Source organism: Pseudomonas sp. W22_MBD1_FP4 (genome assembly GCF_052113765.1).
GTDB lineage: Bacteria > Pseudomonadota > Gammaproteobacteria > Pseudomonadales > Pseudomonadaceae > Aquipseudomonas > Aquipseudomonas sivasensis.
In genome coordinates this window covers 186,242-205,359 of the sequence record NZ_JBGQOI010000009.1, presented here as the reverse complement: position 1 = coordinate 205,359, position 19,118 = coordinate 186,242, and the positions used below count along the sequence as shown (strand labels likewise).

At 59.6% G+C, this 19,118-nt stretch carries 20 protein-coding genes; 13 read left to right on the top strand and 7 right to left on the bottom strand.

Annotated elements, in window-relative coordinates:
- Positions 1 to 30: 30 nt before the first annotated feature.
- Together ACEN2T_RS14275 and ACEN2T_RS14270 are read right to left on the bottom strand one after the other, a co-directional pair.
- Positions 31 to 1,122, bottom strand: coding sequence for a hypothetical protein (locus ACEN2T_RS14275; RefSeq protein ID WP_122764887.1), 1,092 nt, complete (start codon positions 1,120 to 1,122; stop codon positions 31 to 33).
- A gap of 256 nt (positions 1,123 to 1,378) precedes the next feature.
- On the bottom strand, positions 1,379 to 1,684 hold the full coding sequence (locus tag ACEN2T_RS14270; RefSeq protein WP_099601291.1) for a DUF2288 domain-containing protein: 306 nt from the start codon (positions 1,682 to 1,684) through the stop codon (positions 1,379 to 1,381).
- Positions 1,685 to 2,024: 340 nt separating this feature from the next.
- Here ACEN2T_RS14270 and ACEN2T_RS14265 point away from each other — a divergent pair, with 340 nt between their 5' ends.
- The 9 genes from ACEN2T_RS14265 to ACEN2T_RS14225 all read left to right on the top strand — a co-directional run bounded on the left by ACEN2T_RS14265 (position 2,025) and on the right by ACEN2T_RS14225 (position 9,714).
- Positions 2,025 to 3,152, top strand: a complete 1,128-nt coding sequence (locus ACEN2T_RS14265; RefSeq protein ID WP_032891577.1) for a branched-chain amino acid ABC transporter substrate-binding protein — start codon at positions 2,025 to 2,027, stop codon at positions 3,150 to 3,152.
- Positions 3,153 to 3,381: 229 nt separating this feature from the next.
- The gene (gene livH / locus ACEN2T_RS14260; RefSeq protein WP_003172375.1) at positions 3,382 to 4,305 is read left to right on the top strand and encodes a high-affinity branched-chain amino acid ABC transporter permease LivH; all 924 of its coding nucleotides are present in this window, start codon (positions 3,382 to 3,384) and stop codon (positions 4,303 to 4,305) included.
- Positions 4,302 to 5,555, top strand: a complete 1,254-nt coding sequence (locus ACEN2T_RS14255) for a high-affinity branched-chain amino acid ABC transporter permease LivM (RefSeq protein WP_095184031.1) — start codon at positions 4,302 to 4,304, stop codon at positions 5,553 to 5,555. Before livH ends, ACEN2T_RS14255 begins: the two co-directional genes overlap by 4 nt.
- Positions 5,552 to 6,319 (top strand): high-affinity branched-chain amino acid ABC transporter ATP-binding protein LivG, encoded by a 768-nt coding sequence (gene livG, locus ACEN2T_RS14250; RefSeq protein ID WP_012722652.1) that lies wholly within the window; start codon positions 5,552 to 5,554, stop codon positions 6,317 to 6,319. Before ACEN2T_RS14255 ends, livG begins: the two co-directional genes overlap by 4 nt.
- A gap of 1 nt (position 6,320) precedes the next feature.
- Complete coding sequence (locus ACEN2T_RS14245; protein WP_010212366.1) at positions 6,321 to 7,022, top strand: ABC transporter ATP-binding protein; 702 nt, start codon at positions 6,321 to 6,323, stop codon at positions 7,020 to 7,022.
- A gap of 238 nt (positions 7,023 to 7,260) precedes the next feature.
- Positions 7,261 to 7,557, top strand: coding sequence for a BufA1 family periplasmic bufferin-type metallophore (gene bufA1 / locus ACEN2T_RS14240; RefSeq protein ID WP_032891579.1), 297 nt, complete (start codon positions 7,261 to 7,263; stop codon positions 7,555 to 7,557).
- A 26-nt stretch (positions 7,558 to 7,583) separates the two neighbouring features.
- Complete coding sequence (gene bufB / locus ACEN2T_RS14235; RefSeq protein WP_401384020.1) at positions 7,584 to 8,459, top strand: MNIO family bufferin maturase; 876 nt, start codon at positions 7,584 to 7,586, stop codon at positions 8,457 to 8,459.
- Complete coding sequence (locus tag ACEN2T_RS14230) at positions 8,456 to 9,232, top strand: HvfC/BufC N-terminal domain-containing protein (RefSeq protein WP_122755704.1); 777 nt, start codon at positions 8,456 to 8,458, stop codon at positions 9,230 to 9,232. Before bufB ends, ACEN2T_RS14230 begins: the two co-directional genes overlap by 4 nt.
- A complete protein-coding gene (locus ACEN2T_RS14225) occupies positions 9,229 to 9,714 on the top strand; it encodes a DoxX family protein (RefSeq protein WP_032891582.1) in 486 nt (161 codons plus the stop codon). The genes ACEN2T_RS14230 and ACEN2T_RS14225 overlap by 4 nt, the downstream gene beginning before the upstream one ends.
- Here ACEN2T_RS14225 and ACEN2T_RS14220 read toward each other — a convergent pair.
- A complete protein-coding gene (locus tag ACEN2T_RS14220; RefSeq protein ID WP_095184028.1) occupies positions 9,711 to 10,619 on the bottom strand; it encodes a LysR family transcriptional regulator in 909 nt (302 codons plus the stop codon). The genes ACEN2T_RS14225 and ACEN2T_RS14220 overlap by 4 nt on opposite strands.
- A gap of 103 nt (positions 10,620 to 10,722) precedes the next feature.
- Here ACEN2T_RS14220 and ACEN2T_RS14215 point away from each other — a divergent pair, with 103 nt between their 5' ends.
- The 3 genes from ACEN2T_RS14215 (at position 10,723) to ACEN2T_RS14205 (ending at position 13,810) form a co-directional block, all read left to right on the top strand.
- Positions 10,723 to 11,322, top strand: coding sequence for a short chain dehydrogenase (locus ACEN2T_RS14215; RefSeq protein ID WP_032891585.1), 600 nt, complete (start codon positions 10,723 to 10,725; stop codon positions 11,320 to 11,322).
- Positions 11,323 to 11,419: 97 nt separating this feature from the next.
- A complete protein-coding gene (locus tag ACEN2T_RS14210) occupies positions 11,420 to 12,091 on the top strand; it encodes a COG3650 family protein (RefSeq protein WP_032891587.1) in 672 nt (223 codons plus the stop codon).
- 105 nt (positions 12,092 to 12,196) lie between these two features.
- The gene (locus tag ACEN2T_RS14205; protein ID WP_099601288.1) at positions 12,197 to 13,810 is read left to right on the top strand and encodes an NAD(P)/FAD-dependent oxidoreductase; all 1,614 of its coding nucleotides are present in this window, start codon (positions 12,197 to 12,199) and stop codon (positions 13,808 to 13,810) included.
- Positions 13,811 to 13,932: 122 nt separating this feature from the next.
- Here the strand turns inward: ACEN2T_RS14205 and ACEN2T_RS14200 are convergent, their stop codons facing one another.
- A complete protein-coding gene (locus ACEN2T_RS14200) occupies positions 13,933 to 15,027 on the bottom strand; it encodes a PLP-dependent cysteine synthase family protein (protein WP_442116877.1) in 1,095 nt (364 codons plus the stop codon).
- A 216-nt stretch (positions 15,028 to 15,243) separates the two neighbouring features.
- On the opposite strand from ACEN2T_RS14200, the gene nhaA reads away from it, so the two are divergent.
- Entirely contained in the window at positions 15,244 to 16,419 is a 1,176-nt protein-coding gene (gene nhaA / locus ACEN2T_RS14195; RefSeq protein WP_095184026.1) for a Na+/H+ antiporter NhaA, read from the top strand.
- Between the two features lie 77 nt (positions 16,420 to 16,496).
- Here the strand turns inward: nhaA and ACEN2T_RS14190 are convergent, their stop codons facing one another.
- The 3 genes from ACEN2T_RS14190 to ACEN2T_RS14180 all read right to left on the bottom strand — a co-directional run bounded on the left by ACEN2T_RS14190 (position 16,497) and on the right by ACEN2T_RS14180 (position 19,043).
- Positions 16,497 to 16,961, bottom strand: coding sequence for a glycine zipper 2TM domain-containing protein (locus ACEN2T_RS14190; RefSeq protein ID WP_003189251.1), 465 nt, complete (start codon positions 16,959 to 16,961; stop codon positions 16,497 to 16,499).
- A gap of 264 nt (positions 16,962 to 17,225) precedes the next feature.
- Entirely contained in the window at positions 17,226 to 17,873 is a 648-nt protein-coding gene (pdxH, locus tag ACEN2T_RS14185) for a pyridoxamine 5'-phosphate oxidase (protein WP_032891594.1), read from the bottom strand.
- A gap of 27 nt (positions 17,874 to 17,900) precedes the next feature.
- Positions 17,901 to 19,043 (bottom strand): OmpA family protein, encoded by a 1,143-nt coding sequence (locus ACEN2T_RS14180; RefSeq protein ID WP_260366658.1) that lies wholly within the window; start codon positions 19,041 to 19,043, stop codon positions 17,901 to 17,903.
- Positions 19,044 to 19,118: the final 75 nt, after the last annotated feature.

Here is a 19,118-nt window from a genome sequence, read left to right as displayed (position 1 = left end):
GCGACGGCGCCGCGTGGCGCCGTCGCAACGTCATTGCGTCATGCGCTGGCGCAGGAACGCGAGGATGGTTTGTTCGTCAGCGCGCTTGGCAGGCCGGGGAATATGCTTCGGCCAGCCGGCGTCTTTCGCGCCAAAAAACCGCTGCTGCTCCGCCTCATCCCAGCCGCGAATCTCCCGCGAAGCCGATTCCCACCAGCCATGTCGGCACACGTCGTAGTACGGATGTTCGGGCGCCGAACTGCCGTAGAGCAGATCGCGGCCGACCTTTTTGACACGCTTGCACTGATTGCGCAGCTTCCATTTGATGCGCAGTCGCTGCCAGGGCGAGGGCACCGGCTTGACCCGCGGCACATCAAGGCAACGCGCTACCAACTCAGGGCCGAATACCTCACCGTGCTGGGCGAAGAAGTGCGCCTGCATGGCATGGAAGAAGCGCTTGTCGGCATAGTAGTGATGCACGAACTTGCACGCCTCGCGCACCTTCTGTTCGCGCATCGCAAAGGAAATCGCGATTTGCTCGATGGTGTGGATATCGAACGAGTGCTGGGTCCACTCGTCGATCAGGCAGATGGACGCTTCGAGCAGCGGCGCATCACTGGCGCGGACACCGCACAGGCCACTGTTGTAGAGCTTGAAGCTGTTATCGGCAGAGATGCCATGGGCCTGTAGGTGCTCGCCCAACTTGAGGTAGTCAGGACGCTTGCACACGTAGCTCCAGTCGTATTCGAAGCCATCCATCACGTACTGGCCCGGCTCGATCAGCTCAAGCACGCGATGGGGGGATTTGAGAAACAGGGTGTCGGTGTCAACGAACAGGGTCTTGTCCGCAAGCGCAAGCCCGTGGGCAATCGCGCACGCCTTGCGGCGGTGGGCATAGCCGTTTTCACCCTGCCATTGGGTCAGGGTCTGCTCGTCCAACGTGATGGTCTCAACCGGCCAGCCGAAGTAATCCTGGGGGCGATCGGTCATGACACGGATGCACAACGACTCGCCCGCTTTGAGCTGGGACAAGGCAGTGAGGATACTGAACTTGGCTTCGCGCCTATAAACGTCCTGATTACCGTAAATAAGGTAAAGCAGCTGGTGCGAAGACTTGGCTAAAGGGGGCAGCGCTGACGGCATGACGAGCTCCGGGTGACAAGCGGCGAACTTTACCGGAATTCACCCTTTCCCATGTCATGATCTGACAGCCGCTACGCTTTATTCACACTGAGAAACAATTCTCCCGCCTATTCGCTCGCAAGATAACTGTTCCCATGACGCGCACGTCACCCTGAGCTGTGACCTTTCTCCACGGCAAGATGCCATCACCGTATCTGCGGTTACTCGGCTACACACTTTTGCCACGGAAAAACACGCACTATTTTAGTGCTCACCTCTATTGCGCCGCCCTTTCCTGGATCAATATCCACGGCGAAACCACCACCGCCCACAAACTTGGATCACGCTCCACCAGGTCCAATGCCCGCGTCGCAGACACTTCGCCCAGGCTACCCGAGGCCAGCCAGGCAGCGACTTTGTCACGGTTGTCCTCGGCCATTCCCTCGGCGGCTTCGATCAAATCCAAGCCGGTGTCGACCCACAATAGGGCACCCTTGGCAAAGAACGGTTCAAGCTCCTTCCAGGAAATTTCGGCGGTTTCACCGAGCAGCTTGGCATAGAGGGTGCTAGGTTCTTGCGTCATGGGAATTCACCTTGGGAAAAAATCGGCGCAATCATAACGTCGCGACCGAGGTAGAAAAACCCAGTTGCAAATGAGTCAACGATAGAAAGTGTCAGGAAAGCCAAGGATTGCCCGAAACTCTGGCATCACCCCGCCGCAATTCTGTCTTTTTCTTTCATTTAAGCGACACGCCAAGGTTTTGCCCCCAGCAGCCAGCTTTTCAAGCGATGAACCGGCGCTCTACACTGTACCGGTACAGTTGCCAGGGCACTGCCGGGGGATATCCGAGATATCTGATCCGGTTCTGCAGCTCACAAGGCCGCTAGAACTATAAAAAATACAACAGTAAGAGTGGAGCACTATGAATAAGGCTACTAAGCAGATTTCCAAACTGTTTGCCGCTATGGTCCTGGCTGGGGTTGCCGGCCATTCGTTCGCAGCTGACACCATCAAGATCGGCATCGCCGGTCCAAAGACTGGTCCTGTGACGCAATACGGCGACATGCAATTCATGGGTGCCAAGCAAGCTATCGCCGACATCAACGCCAAAGGCGGCGTCGACGGCAAAATGCTTGAAGCCAAGGAATACGACGACGCTTGCGACCCTAAACAAGCCGTGGCTGTCGCCAACAAAGTGGTTAACGACGGCGTTAAGTTCGTGGTCGGTCACCTCTGCTCCAGCTCCACTCAGCCAGCGTCCGACATCTATGAAGACGAAGGCGTGATCATGATTACCCCGGCGGCCACCAGCCCGGAAATCACCGCCCGTGGTTACAAGCTGATCTTCCGTACCATCGGCCTCGACAGCGCCCAAGGCCCAGCGGCCGGCAACTACATCGCCGACCACGTGAAGCCTAAAATCGTTGCCGTCCTGCACGACAAACAGCAATACGGCGAAGGCATCGCCACGGCCGTCAAAAAGACCCTGGAAGAAAAAGGCACCAAAGTTGCCGTCTTCGAAGGCCTGAACGCTGGCGACAAAGACTTCTCCTCGATCATCCAGAAACTCAAGCAAGCCAACGTCGACTTCGTTTACTACGGCGGCTACCACCCTGAGCTGGGCCTGATCCTGCGCCAAGCCAAGGAAAAAGGCCTGAACGCCAAGTTCATGGGCCCTGAAGGCGTCGGCAACGACTCCATCTCGCAAATCGCCCAAGGTGCTTCCGAAGGCCTGCTGGTGACCCTGCCGAAATCCTTCGACACCGACCCGGCCAACAAAGCCATCGTTGAAGAGTTCACCAAGAACAAGCAGGACCCAACCGGTCCGTTCGTGTTCCCGGCCTACTCGGCCATTGAAGTCATCGCCGGCGGTATTACCGCTGCCAAGAGCGAAGACACCGCCAAAGTGGCTGCCGCCATCCACGCGGGTACCTTCAAGACCCCTACCGGCGAGCTGAGCTTCGACGCCAAGGGCGACCTGAAGGACTTCAAATTCGTGGTCTACGAATGGCACTTCGGCAAACCAAAAACCGAAGTTTCCCCTCAGTAAGCCAGGCGTTACTGGTCCAACAAGCCCACTGTGAAAGCAGTGGGCTTTGTTTTACGAGGTTTATGGGCCTGTCACCCGCGATCCGGGCGCTGGCTCACCTGAAAATCTTAAAACCGTCACCAGCGGTTCGCTGGCAAACGCTTTGTGCAAATGTGCTCACAGAACACAGCACAGGGCCGGAACATGACTCCACCAGTGAAATGCGTATCGGGTTTTTAGGAGCGCTGTAATGCCTGAGATCTATCATTTTTTCCAACAGCTGGTTAATGGCCTGACCATTGGCAGCACCTATGCCTTGATAGCCATTGGCTACACAATGGTTTACGGCATCATTGGAATGATCAACTTCGCCCATGGCGAGGTGTACATGATTGGTTCCTACGTGGCCTTCATCGCCCTTGCCGGGCTGGCCATGATGGGTATCCACTCCCTGCCGCTGTTGATGACCGCCGCGTTCCTTGCGTCGATCGTCGTAACCAGTGCCTATGGCTACAGTATCGAGCGCGTTGCCTACCGTCCCTTGCGTGGCAGCAACCGTTTGATCCCGCTGATTTCCGCCATCGGCATGTCGATTTTCCTACAGAACACCGTATTGCTGTCTCAGGACTCCAAGGATAAATCCATCCCGAACCTGATCCCGGGAAGCTTCTCCTTCGGCCCAGGTGGTGCGGAAGAAGTGCTGATTTCCTACATGCAGATCCTGGTCTTCGTCGTCACCCTGGTGGCCATGCTGGGCCTGACCCTGTTCATCTCCCGCTCCCGTCTGGGGCGCGCCTGCCGGGCCTGTGCCGAAGACATCAAGATGGCCAACCTGTTGGGCATCAACACCAACAACATCATCGCCCTGACCTTCGTGATCGGTGCTGCGCTGGCAGCCGTCGCGGCGGTACTGCTGAGCATGCAGTACGGCGTAATCAACCCCAACGCCGGTTTCCTGGTAGGCCTCAAGGCTTTTACCGCAGCGGTATTGGGCGGCATCGGCAGTATCCCGGGCGCGATGCTCGGCGGGCTGGTGCTGGGTGTGGCCGAGGCGTTTGGTGCCGATATCTTCGGCGACCAGTACAAGGACGTCGTGGCGTTCGGCCTGTTGGTTCTGGTGCTGTTGTTCCGTCCGACCGGCATCCTGGGCCGTCCGGAGGTTGAGAAAGTATGAGCAGATATCTTAAATCGGCGTTTTTCAGCGCCTTGCTGGTGTGGGCCGTGGCCTTCCCGGTACTCGGCCTCAAGCTGAGCATTGTCGGCATCAACCTGGAAGTGCATGGCACCGGTCCCGTGACCCTGACCATCATCGCCCTGTGTTCGGTGCTGATGTTCCTGCGTGTGCTGTTCACCCAGCAGGTCGGCGCTCTGTTCAAGAGCAACCGTGGTCCGTTGGTATCGCCTAAGGTCAGCCAATTCCTGACCCTGCCGCGCACCCAGCGCTACATCATCATCGGCCTGATCGTGGCCGCGCTGATCTGGCCGTTCTTTGGCTCGCGCGGTGCCGTAGACATCGCCACCCTGATCCTGATCTACGTGTTGCTGGGCCTGGGCCTGAACATCGTGGTGGGCCTCGCCGGCCTGCTCGACCTGGGTTATGTGGGTTTCTACGCCGTGGGTGCCTACACCTACGCGCTGCTCTCGCACTATCTGGGCTGGAGCTTCTGGATCTGCCTGCCGCTGGCCGGCATGGCGGCGGCCACGTTCGGCTTCCTGCTGGGCTTCCCGGTACTGCGACTGCGCGGTGACTACCTCGCCATCGTGACCCTGGGTTTCGGCGAGATCATTCGTCTGTTCCTGCGTAACCTCACGGACATCACCGGCGGCCCCAACGGCATTAGCAGCATCCCCAAGCCAACGTTCTTCGGGCTGTCGTTCGACCGCACCGCTGCCGAAGGCATGCAGACCTTCCACGAGTACTTCGGGATTGCCTACAACCCGGTAAGCAAAGTGGTGTTCCTGTACCTGGTGGCGCTGTTGCTGGCGCTGGCGGCATTGTTCGTGATCAACCGCCTGCTGCGCATGCCAATCGGCCGTGCTTGGGAAGCGTTGCGCGAAGATGAAATCGCCTGCCGCGCCCTGGGCCTGAACCCGACCATCATCAAGCTCTCCGCCTTCACCCTGGGTGCTGCGTTCGCCGGTTTTGCCGGCAGCTTCTTCGCCGCGCGCCAAGGCCTGGTGACCCCGGAGTCGTTCACCTTTATCGAGTCGGCGATCATCCTCGCCATCGTGGTATTGGGCGGCATGGGCTCGCAACTGGGCGTGATCCTGGCCGCGATCGTGATGATCCTGCTGCCGGAAATGATGCGTGAGTTCAGCGAATACCGCATGTTGATGTTCGGCGCCATGATGGTGCTGATGATGATCTGGCGTCCTCAAGGTCTGCTGCCCATGCAACGTCCACACATGGAGCTGCGCAAATGAGCCGCGAGATCCTGAAAGTCGAAAATCTGAGCATGCGCTTTGGCGGTTTGCTGGCCGTCAACGGCGTGGCCCTGACCGTGAAAGAGAAACAGGTGGTTGCATTGATCGGCCCCAACGGCGCCGGCAAGACCACGGTGTTCAACTGCCTCACCGGCTTCTACAAGCCAAGCGGTGGCAGCATCCTGCTGGACGGCCAGCCGATCCAGGGTTTGGCCGGTCACGAGATCGCCCGCAAGGGCGTGGTGCGTACCTTCCAGAACGTGCGGTTGTTCAAAGACATGACGGCGGTCGAAAACCTGTTGATCGCCCAACACCGTCACCTGAACACCAACTTCTTTGCAGGCCTGTTCAAGACCCCGGCGTTTCGTAAAAGCGAGCGCGAGGCCATGGAATACGCGGAGTACTGGCTGGACAAGGTCAACCTCACCGAGTTTGCCAACCGTCCCGCCGGCACCCTGGCCTACGGTCAGCAACGTCGCCTGGAAATCGCCCGCTGCATGATGACCCGCCCGCGGATCCTCATGCTCGACGAACCAGCCGCCGGCCTGAACCCAAAGGAAACTGAAGATCTCAAGGCGCTGATCGGGGTGCTGCGTGAAGAAAACAACGCCACGGTGCTGTTGATCGAACACGACATGAAACTGGTCATGAGCATTTCCGACCACATCGTGGTGATCAACCAGGGCACGCCCCTGGCCGACGGGACGCCGGAGCAGATCCGCGACAATCCTGAAGTGATCAAAGCCTATTTGGGGGAAGCGTAAAATGCTGCAATTCGAAAACGTTTCCACTTTCTACGGCAAGATCCAGGCCCTGCACAGCGTCAATGTGGAAGTACGCCAGGGTGAAATCGTGACCCTGATCGGCGCCAACGGCGCCGGCAAGTCCACCTTGTTGATGACCTTGTGCGGTTCGCCACAGGCCCACAGCGGCAGCATCCGCTACATGGGTGAAGAACTGGTGGGCCAGCAGTCTTCGCAGATCATGCGCAAGAGCATTGCGGTGGTGCCGGAAGGCCGCCGCGTGTTCTCGCGACTGACCGTCGAAGAAAACCTGGCCATGGGCGGGTTCTTCACCGACAAGGGCGACTACCAGGAGCAAATGGACAAGGTGCTGCACCTGTTCCCCCGGCTCAAGGAGCGCTTCAGTCAGCGCGGCGGCACCATGTCCGGCGGCGAGCAGCAAATGCTCGCCATCGGCCGGGCGCTGATGAGCAAGCCCAAGCTGTTGCTCCTGGACGAACCGTCCCTGGGCCTGGCACCGATCATCATCCAGCAGATTTTCGACATCATCGAACAGCTGCGCAAAGACGGTGTGACCGTGTTTCTGGTGGAACAGAACGCCAACCAGGCGCTGAAAATCGCCGACCGCGCCTATGTACTGGAAAACGGTCGTGTGGTGATGCAGGGCACTGGCGAGCAGTTGCTGACGGATCCGAAGGTGCGCGAGGCGTACTTGGGCGGCTAAGAGACGGTTGCTGAATAAACCGGATCTAAATGTGGGAGGGAGCTTGCTCCCGATGGCGGCATATCAGGCACAGAGCATGTGACTGATAGTCCGCCATCGGGAGCAAGCTCCCTCCCACATTTGTTTTGCACCGTTTGAAAGTTTTTCAACTGCCTTTGTAACGAACTCAATCCTCCCTTCTCTAGTGGTGCATGCAGGCAATCAAGCCTGCCCACTCAACCACTGCTGGAGAAACACCATGACGACCAAACTGTCCGCCGCGTCCCTCGTCCTCGCCCTGAGTTCTGCCTTGAGCCTCTCCGCTCTGACCAGCACCGTCCACGCCGCCGACGACATGCAAAAATGCTTCGGCGTCGCTGAAGCCGGTAAGAACGATTGCGCCGCAGGCGCAGGCACCTCCTGTGCCGGCAGCTCGAAAACCAAGGATCAGGCCAACGCCTGGAAACTGGTCCCCGCCGGCACCTGCACCCAAACCCCCAGCTCCACCTCGCCGACCGGTTTCGGCCAGGAAGCTGCCTTCACCGCCAAGTCGTGAAACCCTGCACAGCCTGAGTACGGATCATGACGCTTTCACGCCAGCACACGGTCTCACACGCTCAGGCGCCCGGCCTCCCCTGTCGGGCCGGGCTGGGGCTGAAGAGCGAGCACTTCACCGAAGTGCTCCAGACCCTTCCCGATGTCGGTTTTTTTGAAATACACGCCGAAAACTACATGGTGGCCGGCGGCCCGTTTCATCACTACCTAGGGTTGATTCGCCAACAGTACTCGCTGTCGCTGCACGGCGTGGGCCTGTCCATCGGCGGCGAAGGCCCGCTCAACCGTGAGCACCTGGCACGCCTGGCGGCGCTGATCGAACGCTACCAACCCCACTCCTTTTCCGAACACTTGGCCTGGTCCAGCCACGGCCCGGTGTTTCTCAATGACTTACTGCCCCTGGCCTACGACGCAGACACGCTGAACCGGGTATGCGAACACATCGACCAAGTGCAGAGCACGCTCAAGCGGCCCATGCTGCTAGAGAATCCATCGACCTATTTGCAGTTCCAGCGCTCTACCCTGGACGAGACCGACTTCATCAGCGAGACCATCCGCCGCACTGGCTGTGGCTTGCTGCTGGATGTGAACAATGCCTACGTGTCGTGTATCAACCACCAGCGCGACCCGCTCACTTACATCGACGCCCTGCCGTTGCACGCGGTGGGCGAGATTCACCTGGCCGGCTTTGGCGAGGACACCGACAACCTGGGTGATCGCCTGCTGATCGACGACCATGGTGCCCCCATCAACAACGCCGTATGGCAACTGTACAAACAGGTGCTCACACGAACTGGCCCGGTCGCCACGCTCATTGAACGTGACAACCACGTGCCGGCCTTTAACGTTTTGCACGCTGAAGCCCAACAGGCCGAACACTATTTATCGCAGGTCCGCCCATGAGCCTTCACGACGCCTTCACCAGCGCCTTGCTGGCACCCGACCTGCCCTGCCCGGACGGCCTGTTCAGCAGTAACGGTGCCGACCCGGCCAGTCGCTTTGCGGTATATCGCAACAATGTTCACAGCTCATTGATCAATGCACTGGCATCAGCCTATCCCGTGACAGTGCAATTGGTAGGCGATGAGTTTTTCCGCGCCATGGTCGGCGTTTACGTCCAGGCGCACCCGCCTACCAGCCCACTGATCAGTGACTACGGCAGCACATTCGCCGACTTCATCCAGGGTTTCGATCCGGCCTCCAGTGTGCCTTATCTGGCCGACGTGGCCCGTTTGGAACGCTTGCGGGTTCGTGCCTATCACGCGGCAGATACGCCGGCGGTGAGTCAGCAAGCCGCCCTGCAACAGCTGCAGGCCCAAACGGAGCTGGGCGCATTGCGCCTACGGCTGCACCCATCCCTTGCCGCTTTGAACTCAGCCTACGCCGTGGTTGCGGTATGGGCGGCGCACCAGACCGAGGGCGCCTTGGCCACTCTTGATCCTTACAAAGCCCAAAGTGCATTGGTGCTGCGCCAGGGGTTGATCGTCAAGGTCTTCGCCGTCGACGGCGGCTCTGTCGCTTTTATCAATAGCCTGAACCACGGCGCCGCATTGGAAATGGCCGTGGCGGATGCGCTTAAAGCCTGCGCCGAGTTCGACCTGCACCAGTGTCTGTCACTGCTGATCAACCACGACGCCATCACTCACTTGCTCCCAGAACAAAAGGTATCGCCATGAACACTAGCCCTTCGTGCCGGATCAAACAGGCCATCGTTCTTTTCGAGAAAATCCCCTACAGCCTGATCGCGTTTATTGCGCGCTTTTCAATCGCGGCAGTGTTCTGGAAATCCGGGCAAACCAAAGTAGAAGGCTTCGCCATCGATCTGGTCAGCGGCACGTTCCAACTCGGTGAACCCTCACTCGCCGCCTCGACACTGCCGCTGTTTCGCAGTGAGTACCACGTGCCGTTGATATCGCCGGAAGTGGCCGCGCACATGGCGGCGTTTGCAGAGCACTTTTTCCCGGTGCTGATATTGGTGGGGTTCGCCACGCGCTTCTCAGCCCTGGCCTTGATTGGCATGACGTTGGTCATTCAATTGTTCGTGTACCCGGACGCCTACCCCACCCACGGCACTTGGCTTGCGCTGCTGTTGCTATTGGTTGCCAAGGGCCCTGGTTGCTTGTCCATCGACCACTTGATCGCCCGCCGCTACCGTTAAAGACGATCCAACGCCTCGCCGCTGCGCTTGAACCACTCCACCAGGTAGTCGGCCAGAACCTGGGTGCGCCTGGGCAGGCCACCTTGATAAGGGTGAACCAGGTACATCGGCAGGCTTCGAGTCTGATAGTCACGCAGCAACCAGCGCAATCGACCGTCGGCCAGTTCCGTCGGCAGCACGTAGGACGGCAACCGGGCAATACCAGCGCCTACCAGCGCTGCCTTCTTCAGCAAGTTGTAATGGTTGGAGGCAAAGGTGCCGCTTACCCTGACCCGCAACAACTCGTGCTGCTGGTGATACAGCCACTCCTCGCGGCCGCTGTAGTGGCTGTTGAGCAAGCAGGTGTGCGCCGCAAGATCCGCCGGGGTCAGCGGTTCGCCGTGCTGCTCCAGATAGGCGGGGCTGGCGCAAGTCATCTCATGCCAGGCCAGCAGAGGCTTGGCCACCAGGCGCTCGTTTTCAATCGCACCCGAACGTACCCCCAAGTCAAAGCCATCACGCGCGAGGTCTCGATAGCTGTTGTTGAGTTCAATCTCGATCTGCACCTGAGGGTACTGCTTGGAAAATTCCAGCAACAAGCCATCGAAGAAAGTTTCGCCTAATGAAACGGGAACCGTCATACGCACCGGCCCGGCCAGATCGTCCTTGAGCCTCGCCAGTGCCTGACGCGCACGTTCCACCTGCACCACCAATGCCTGGGCCTGTGGCAACAACGCCGCGCCGGCAGCGGTCAGGCTGAGCTTGCGGGTGGTGCGGTGCAACAACACCACACAAAACTGCGCTTCCAGCTGGGAGATACGCTTGGATAACTGGCCCTTGCTGCAACCCAGTTGCTCGGCGGCCACCGTAAAACTGCCGGCTTCGATCAGTACGGCAAAGGCCGCCAGGTCATCCATCTCGCTCATGGATTGTTTCCATTTGAAAACCAAAGGTTGCCTATTACCACGTTTATCCAGCGAAAAAGCCACTCTAGACTGAGCCCTCACTTATCACTGGAGGAACAGCACCATGAAAATCCTATTGATTGGCGCGAGTGGCACCGTCGGCTCGGCAGTCAAGGCCGAACTGGCTCAGCGTCATGAGGTGATCAGCATTGGCCGCACCAGCGGCGACTTCCAAGTGGATATCAGCGACAGCGCGTCAATTCGCAGGTTGTTTGAGCAAACCGGTAAATTCGACGCCCTCATCTGCGCGGCCGGTAGCGTGAATTTCGTGGCGCTGGGTGATATGAGCGAAAACGACTTTGAACTTGGCCTGCGTGACAAGCTGATGGGCCAGGTAAACCTGCTGCTGATCGGCCGCGAGTATGCTAACGACGGCGCCTCGTTCACCTTCACCAGTGGCATTCTCAACCGTGATCCGATTCGGACTGGCGCTTCTGCGGCGCTGGTCAATGGCGCACTCGATGCGTTTGTCAAAGCGGCAGCGATCGAATTGCCACGAGGCCTGCGCATCAACTCCGTGAGCCCCACAGTGCTGGAAGAGGCCATGGGCAGCTACGCACCTTACTTCCGAGGCTATAAGCCGGCTCCGGGCGCTGACGTGGCCTTGGCCTACGCTAAAAGCGTGGAAGGCCTACAGACCGGCCAGACATTTATGGTTGGCTGAATGTAAGGGTTGTAAGAATTACCTGAAGCGGGACAGCGGGGTTGTGATGCACCGCCAGCCTGCGTAACGTGGCGGCACTTGCCTGGAGACCCCGATAATGCGTGCCGCCCGTACCTTTGCTTTGTGTGCTTTGCTTCCCTTTCTAACCGCGTGTCAGGTCTTCGAGAGCGAGCCGGCCAAGCCGTCTACGGTTGGGCTGACCCGCATGCAGGGCCAGCTCACAGCCGTAGGCGACAAACTGTTGTTCCAAGCGTGCCACGACCAACGTAACTACGTGGTCAAGGACACCGGTGGCACCAGCATCCTGCAGGAAGCCGCCTCCCTGGCCGGCCAGCAAGGTGCGCTGTTTGCCGACCTGCGCGGTAAGTTTTCGGGCGTCGCCACCGGCACTCAGGGCGAAGTGGAGTTGCAACAGCTCTACCGTGTCGAACGGTCGACCTCGGCCTGCGACGACCCCGATTTCAAACGCATGATCCTGCGCGCCAACGGCCACAAGCCGGCCTGGGCGATGAACGTCACCGCCAAGGGCATGGTGCTGGAACGTGAAGGCCAGCCGCCTTTGGCCGTACCTTATGTAGAAGAGCAGATCGGCGACGGCCGCTTTAATCTGATGACCGAAGCCAACAACCAGCACATCGAGCTGTGGGTGGCTCCGCAACGTTGTGTGGACAGCGTCAGCGGCAGCCTGCAACACATGACCGCCGAATTGCGGATCAACGGTCAAGTCCAGCGTGGCTGCGCGGCTTTCGGTGGTTCGCGGGACGATTGATAGTGTCCTGCGCTTTTTAGCATGACGGGACACCACCGTTGGGGCTTATAATCGCCGGTTTGCAAAACCGCCGGCCTTACCGAATGCCGCACACCGGATCCCGTCATGTTACGAATCACCGAACTCAAGCTGCCCATCGACCATCCCGAAGAAGACCTGCGGCCTGCCATCCTGGCGCGCCTTGGCATCGCCAGTGATGACCTGCTCGATTTCACCCTCTTCAAACGTAGCTACGACGCCCGTAAAAAATCGTCGGAGCTGTGCTTCATCTACACCATCGACTTGGATGTGAAGGGTGAAGCCGCCCTGCTGCTCAAGTTTGCCGATGACCGCAACGTCAACCCGGCGCCGGATGTCAGCTACAAAGTAGTCGGCCAAGCGCCCGAAGGCCTGGCTGAACGGCCGATCGTAGTCGGTTTTGGCCCCTGCGGGATCTTCGCCGGGCTGCTGCTGGCACAGATGGGTTTCAAGCCGATCATCCTCGAACGCGGCAAGGAAGTGCGCCAGCGCACCAAGGACACCTGGGGCCTGTGGCGCAAAAGCGTACTGAACCCCGAGTCCAACGTGCAGTTTGGTGAAGGCGGCGCCGGCACCTTCTCCGACGGCAAGCTTTACAGCCAGATCAAAGACCCCAAATTCCACGGCCGTAAAGTACTCCACGAGTTCGTCAAAGCCGGCGCGCCGGAAGAAATCCTCTACGTCAGTAAGCCGCACATCGGTACCTTCCGCCTGACCGGCGTGGTGGAACACATGCGCGAGCAGATCATCGCCCTGGGCGGTGAGGTGCGTTTCGAGCAACGCGTGACTGACGTGCTGATTGAAGACGGCCAACTGAACGGCGTGGTGGTGGATGGCGGCGAGCAGATCCTGTCCAGGCACGTGATCCTGGCACTGGGCCACAGCGCCCGAGATACCTTCCGCATGCTTCACGGTCGTGGCGTATACATGGAGGCCAAGCCGTTTTCGGTGGGTTTCCGCATTGAACACCCTCAATCGCTGATCGATGCCGCGCGCCTGGGTAAATACGCCGGGCACCCGAAGCTGGGCGCCGCCGACTACAAACTGGTGCACCACGCGAAGAATGGTCGCTCGGTCTACAGCTTCTGCATGTGCCCTGGCGGCACCGTGGTGGCGGCCACCTCCGAGCCGAACCGCGTTGTGACCAACGGCATGAGCCAGTACTCACGTAACGAGCGCAATGCCAACTCCGGCATCGTGGTCGGCATCACGCCGGAAGTGGACTACCCCGGTGGCCCGCTGGCGGGTATCGAGTTGCAGGAACGCCTGGAGTCCCACGCCTACATTCTCGGTGGCAGCAACTACGAAGCCCCGGCACAACTGGTGGGTGATTTCATCGCCGGCAAGCCGTCCACTGCCCTCGGCAGTGTGGAACCGTCCTACAAGCCTGGCGTGGCTCTGGGCGACCTGGCGTTGGCGCTGCCGGACTTCGCCATCGAAGCCATCCGCGAAGCGCTGCCGGCGTTCGAGAAGCAAATCAAAGGCTACTCGCTGCACGATGCGGTACTGACCGGTATCGAAACGCGCACCTCGTCGCCGCTGCGGATAACCCGTGACGAATCGATGCAGAGCCTGAACGTGAAAGGGCTGTTTCCGGCCGGTGAAGGCGCGGGTTATGCCGGTGGGATTTTGTCGGCGGGTGTTGATGGGATTCGAATTGCCGAGGCGTTGGCGCGGGATATGTTGGGCATCGAGGCCTGAGCACATCCGTGTTCACAAGTGGGAGGGGGCTTGCTCCCGATAGCAGTGGATCAGTCAGGACACATGTGACTGGTCCACCTTCATTGGGAGCAAGCTCCCTCCCACACGGTTTTTGCGTGATTTCAGATGTTAGCGCGCAGGATGCAATCCGGTAGCGGCTCGCCCCGCTCCACACTGGCCGCAACGGCCGCGATTAGCCCTTGCAACTCGTACCCCTGCCCCGTCAACCACACCGGGTTGTAATAGGTTGTGGCGTATCGCTCGCCACCATCGCACAAGATCGCCACGATAGAACCCGACTCCCCCGCAGCCTTCATCTGCTGCGCTGCCACCAGCGCGCCAACCAGGTTGGTCCCGCTGGAACCGCCCACTCGCCGCCCCAATCGCTCTGCCAAGTAATGCATGGCTGCCAGTGACAGCGCATCCGGGACCTTGACCATTGCGTCGATCACCTTCGGCAAAAACGACGCCTCGACCCGTGGCCGGCCAATGCCTTCGATACGCGAACCGCAGTCCAGGCGCAGGCTGGCGTCACCCGTCTGGTAATAGTCAAAAAACACCGATCGCTCAGCATCGGCGCATAGCACGCGGGTGGCGTGCTGGCGATACCGCACGTAGCGACCCAATGTCGCCGTGGTGCCGCCGGTGCCGGGGCTGGAAATCAGCCAGCTCGGCTCGGGATGCTGCTCGAAACGCATCTGTTGGAAGATCGACTCGGCGATGTTGTTGTTCGCGCGCCAGTCGGTAGCGCGCTCGGCGTAGGTGAACTGGTCCATGAAGTGACCGCCACTTTCCCGCGCCAAGCGCTCGGATTCTGCATAGATCTGTGTGGGATCTTTTACCAGATGGCTCTTACCGCCATAGAAGGCAATCTGCGCGATTTTTTCCTGGGAAGTGGTGGCCGGCATCACCGCGATAAACGGCAGGCGGAGCAGCCGAGCAAAGTAGGCTTCGGAGATCGCCGTGGAGCCGCTGGAGGCTTCAATCACTGGTGCTCCGGGCTTGAGCCAACCATTGCATAGCGCATACAGAAACAGCGAGCGGGCCAGCCGGTGTTTGAGGCTGCCGGTGGGATGGCTCGACTCGTCCTTGAAGTACAACTCGATACCCGGCAAACCTGGCAGCGGCAAGGGGATCAGGTGGGTGTCAGCGCTGCGCTGGAAGTCTGCTTCGATGATACGAATGGCTTCGCGAGCCCAGGGACGATGGTCACTCATGGTCGGTTTCTCTAAGAATTTCCAGGTCAATATTAGGATCTTTCCTACACTCGACACAGATACAGTAACGTCTCAATTGGACACACAATTTCAAGCCCCTGACGCAACGCTGAACCTGCCCATTGCTTATAACAAATAAGAATATAACTTTTGTTTTAACAACTAACGGTACGGGTTAGGGTACCCGCCTATTGAATCCTGATTGGAGAGCACCCCTTGGCTCTGCGTAGCACTTTCACTCGTTTCTTCCAGCTGGAAGCCGCCAGCGGTCTGTTGTTGATCGCCGCTGCGGCCCTGGCATTGATCATCAATAACTCACCGTTGTCCCACCTGTACGGCGCGTTTCTCGACGTGCCGGTGGTGGCGCAGATTGGCGCGTTGAAAATCGACAAGCCAGCCTTGTTGTGGATCAACGATGGCCTGATGGCTCTGTTCTTCCTGTTGATCGGCCTGGAGGTCAAGCGCGAGTTGCTTGACGGCCATCTGTCCAAACCGTCGCAAGTGGTCCTGCCCGGTGCAGCCGCCATCGGCGGTATGGTGGTGCCGGCGCTGATCTACTGGGCGATCAACAAGGACTACCCCGCCGCCCTCTCCGGTTGGGCAATCCCCATGGCCACCGACATTGCCTTCGCCCTGGGCGTGTTGGCGCTGCTGGGCAAGCGCGTCCCGACGTCCTTGAAACTGTTCCTGATGACCCTGGCGATCATCGATGACCTGGGCGCGATCATCGTGATCGCAGTGTTTTATTCCGCCGATTTGTCCGGTGCAGCCTTGGCTGGCGCGGGCGCCTGTCTGGTGGCCTTGATCGCGATGAACCGCCTCGGAGTGATCAAGCTCTGGGCCTATCTGATCGTCGGCCTGATCCTGTGGGTATGCGTGCTCAAGAGTGGCGTGCACGCCACACTGGCCGGCGTGACGCTGGCGTTCTGCATCCCGATGCGCACTAAGAACGCCGAGCCCTCGCCGCTGCTGACCCTCGAACACGCTCTGCACCCGTGGGTGGCGTACGGCATCCTGCCGCTGTTCGCCTTCGCTAACGCTGGCGTTTCCCTCACCGGCGTCAGCCTGGAGAGCTTCACCCACCACGTGCCCATGGGCATTGCCGCCGGCCTGCTGATCGGCAAGACCATCGGTGTGTTCGGCCTCACTTGGCTGGCCATCAAGACGGGTCTCGCCACACTGCCTAACGGCGCCAACTGGGGCCAAGTCTTCGGCGTGGCGATCCTGTGCGGTATCGGCTTCACCATGAGCCTGTTCGTCGGCTCCCTGGCATTCGTGCCGGGCGCCAGCGAATTTGCCGGCGAGGATCGAATGGGGATTCTGACCGGGTCGATATTGGCAGCATGTATTGGATATCTGGTGACGGCGATGGCGAGTCGTAAAAAAGCCTGATCCCCCAGAAACCGCGCCCACAAAAAAACCCCAACCGGTCACCCGGTTGGGGTTTTTCTTTACCTGCTGCTTACCGATTAACGGGTAACGCGACTGGTACCATCGACCGTCATGATGCGCACGCGGTCGCCAATGCGGAAGATTTCGTTCTCCTGCACAGCCTGGACGTAAGCGCGCATGCTGCCATCGTCTTCGCGAACGGTGATTTCCACGCCTTGAGTGCGGGTCAGACCTTCTTCAGTGGCCGAGCCCAGCAGGCCGCCAGCGACTGCGCCGATCACAGCAGTGACGATGCTGCCACGGCCGCCGCCGATGGCGCTGCCGCCAACGCCGCCGATGACTGCGCCGGCAGCGCCGCCGATTGGGGTCTTGGTGCCTTCGATTTTCACCGGACGCAGGGATTCGATGGTACCCATGCGCACGGTCTGTACACGACGCGCTTCATCACGGGAATACGAATCGCCGGTCAAACTTGAGGCGCAGCCACCCAGCAGCAGCGACAGGGTGGTAAAGCAGGCAACCAGTAAAACGGACTTACGCATAGCATCAACTCCAAAGGACAGGTGTTCATTAGACGCTGCGGCTTGGCGCCTGTCACGGCAAGCACCGCAGAAAACTGCTTTCATTCAGCCTGAGTACAGACTGCGTACACCGGAAAACTCGACAAACGGTAGCTCAGTTCGTGTACCAAGAGATGTCACAACGGTTTCATCATTGTAGCTGCGCAGCCGCATGCGACCGAAGTCTCTCCCATAGAGACGTCGGTGCTGCGAACAACATTCAGATGAAGTGACGAAAGGTGACGCTCAGGGCGCCAGGCGCTCGCGGGTCCACTCGCCCCCTTGCAGGCGGTAATTCAAGCGGTCATGCAGGCGGCTGGCGCGACCTTGCCAGAACTCAATACGCTCCGGCAGCAGACGATAGCCACCCCAATGCTCGGGGCAGTCGGGCTGGGTATCGCTGAAGCGCTGCTCAGTGGCCGTGAGCAGGTCTTGCAGTTCTTCACGGTCACGAATGACCTGGCTTTGCGGGGAAGCCCAAGCGCCGAGACGGCTGCCCAGAGGACGGACCTGGTAATAAGCGTCCGACTCCTGAGGCGTGACCTTGACCACCCGCCCTTCGATGCGCACCTGGCGCTCCAGGGTCGGCCAGAAAAACGTCATGGCTGCAAACGGCCGCGCCGCGAGTTGTTCACCCTTCGCGCTCTGATAGTTGGTGAAGAAGGTAAAGCCCTGCGTATCCAAGCCCTTGAGCAGCAGGATGCGGCAGTGCGGGCGACCTTCCTGGTCGACCGTAGCCAGGGTCATGGCATTGGCTTCCACCGGGGGCTGCTCGGTTTTCACCGCATCGGCAAACCACTGGTGGAACAACGCAAACGGCTCGCCCGGGGCCTGGGCCTCGCTCAAACCGTCCCGTGTGTAGTCACGGCGCATATCGGCCAGTGCCTGGGTCATGCGGCTTTATCCTTCTGGTTCAGCAGATCAGTTTTTTGCCTGGTCGTTCGCCGGTGCAGCAGCCTTGGCTTTGGCCGGGGCAGTTTTCTTGGCAGCTGGCTTGGCCGGCGCCTTTTTAGCGGCTGGCTTGGCGGCAGCCTTCTTCGCGGCCGGAGCTTTTTTCGCCGCAGCTTTGGCTGCCGGAGCCGGTGCAGGTACGTTCTGCACGGCAACCATTTCAGCCACAGGCGGCGTCTTGCCCGAGTTGTACTTGCTCAGCAGCGCCAACATAGTTGTACGCTGAGTGAACATAATTTCCATGCGACGGTTCAGCGCACGGCCCTGGGTGCTGTCGTTGGCGGCACGTGGCATCAGGTCACCCATGCCACGCAGCATCAAGCGATCCTGCTTCAAGCCGCTGAGGCTGAAAATCGAAGCGATGGACTGTGCGCGCTCCCTGCTCAACGCCTGGCTCGCCGGGGCGGTGCCGGTGGCGTCAACGTGACCCAAGACCAGTACGGCGGTCTTGGGATCTGCTTCAACAGCCTTGGCAACACGCGTGAACGGGCCAAGGGTAACCGGCAACAGCATGGCTGGACGTTTTGGGTTGTAGGAGCCATCGACCGGCGCAATCACGACGAGCACGTTGTCGCGACGTTCCAGTTGCAGGTTGCTGTCCTTGATGGCGGCGCGCAGGCGCGGCTCATAGTCGTCCAACCAGGCCTGGGTGATTTTCGGGTCCGGCATCGGCACGTTGGTCACGTCGACCTTGGACAATGGCTTGGGTTTGCTTTCGAACGGCCACCACCAGTGAGTTTCGCTGTCGGTCTTGGCGACGGCTGGTGCAGCGGCAGCGGCCGGAGTGGCGGCCTTGAGGTCGGCTTTCAGGTCTGCGGCCTTGGCATCGGCAGCCTTTTCGTCGGTGCTTTTGGAGGAGAACGGCCACCAACTGGAGCCGGTGTCAGCCTTGGCTGCCGGAGCAGGCGCAGCGGCTACAGGTGCGGCAGGCTTGGCGCCAACTGCGGGTTTGGCATCCGGCTTGGCCTCGGTCTGGGTCACGACGTCCTTGGTAGCGGCCTTATCAGATCCAAATGACCACCAATGCCCACCCTCGGCATCATTCTGTGGAGTTTGTGCGCAGCCGGTAATGGTGAGGCAAAGCGCCAGTGCCAAGGACTTGTTCGATAACATGAGATATCCACAAAATGAGAAAAGAAACGGGGGTCTGGATGACCCGTTAAACAGACGCTTACAGAACATTAAAGT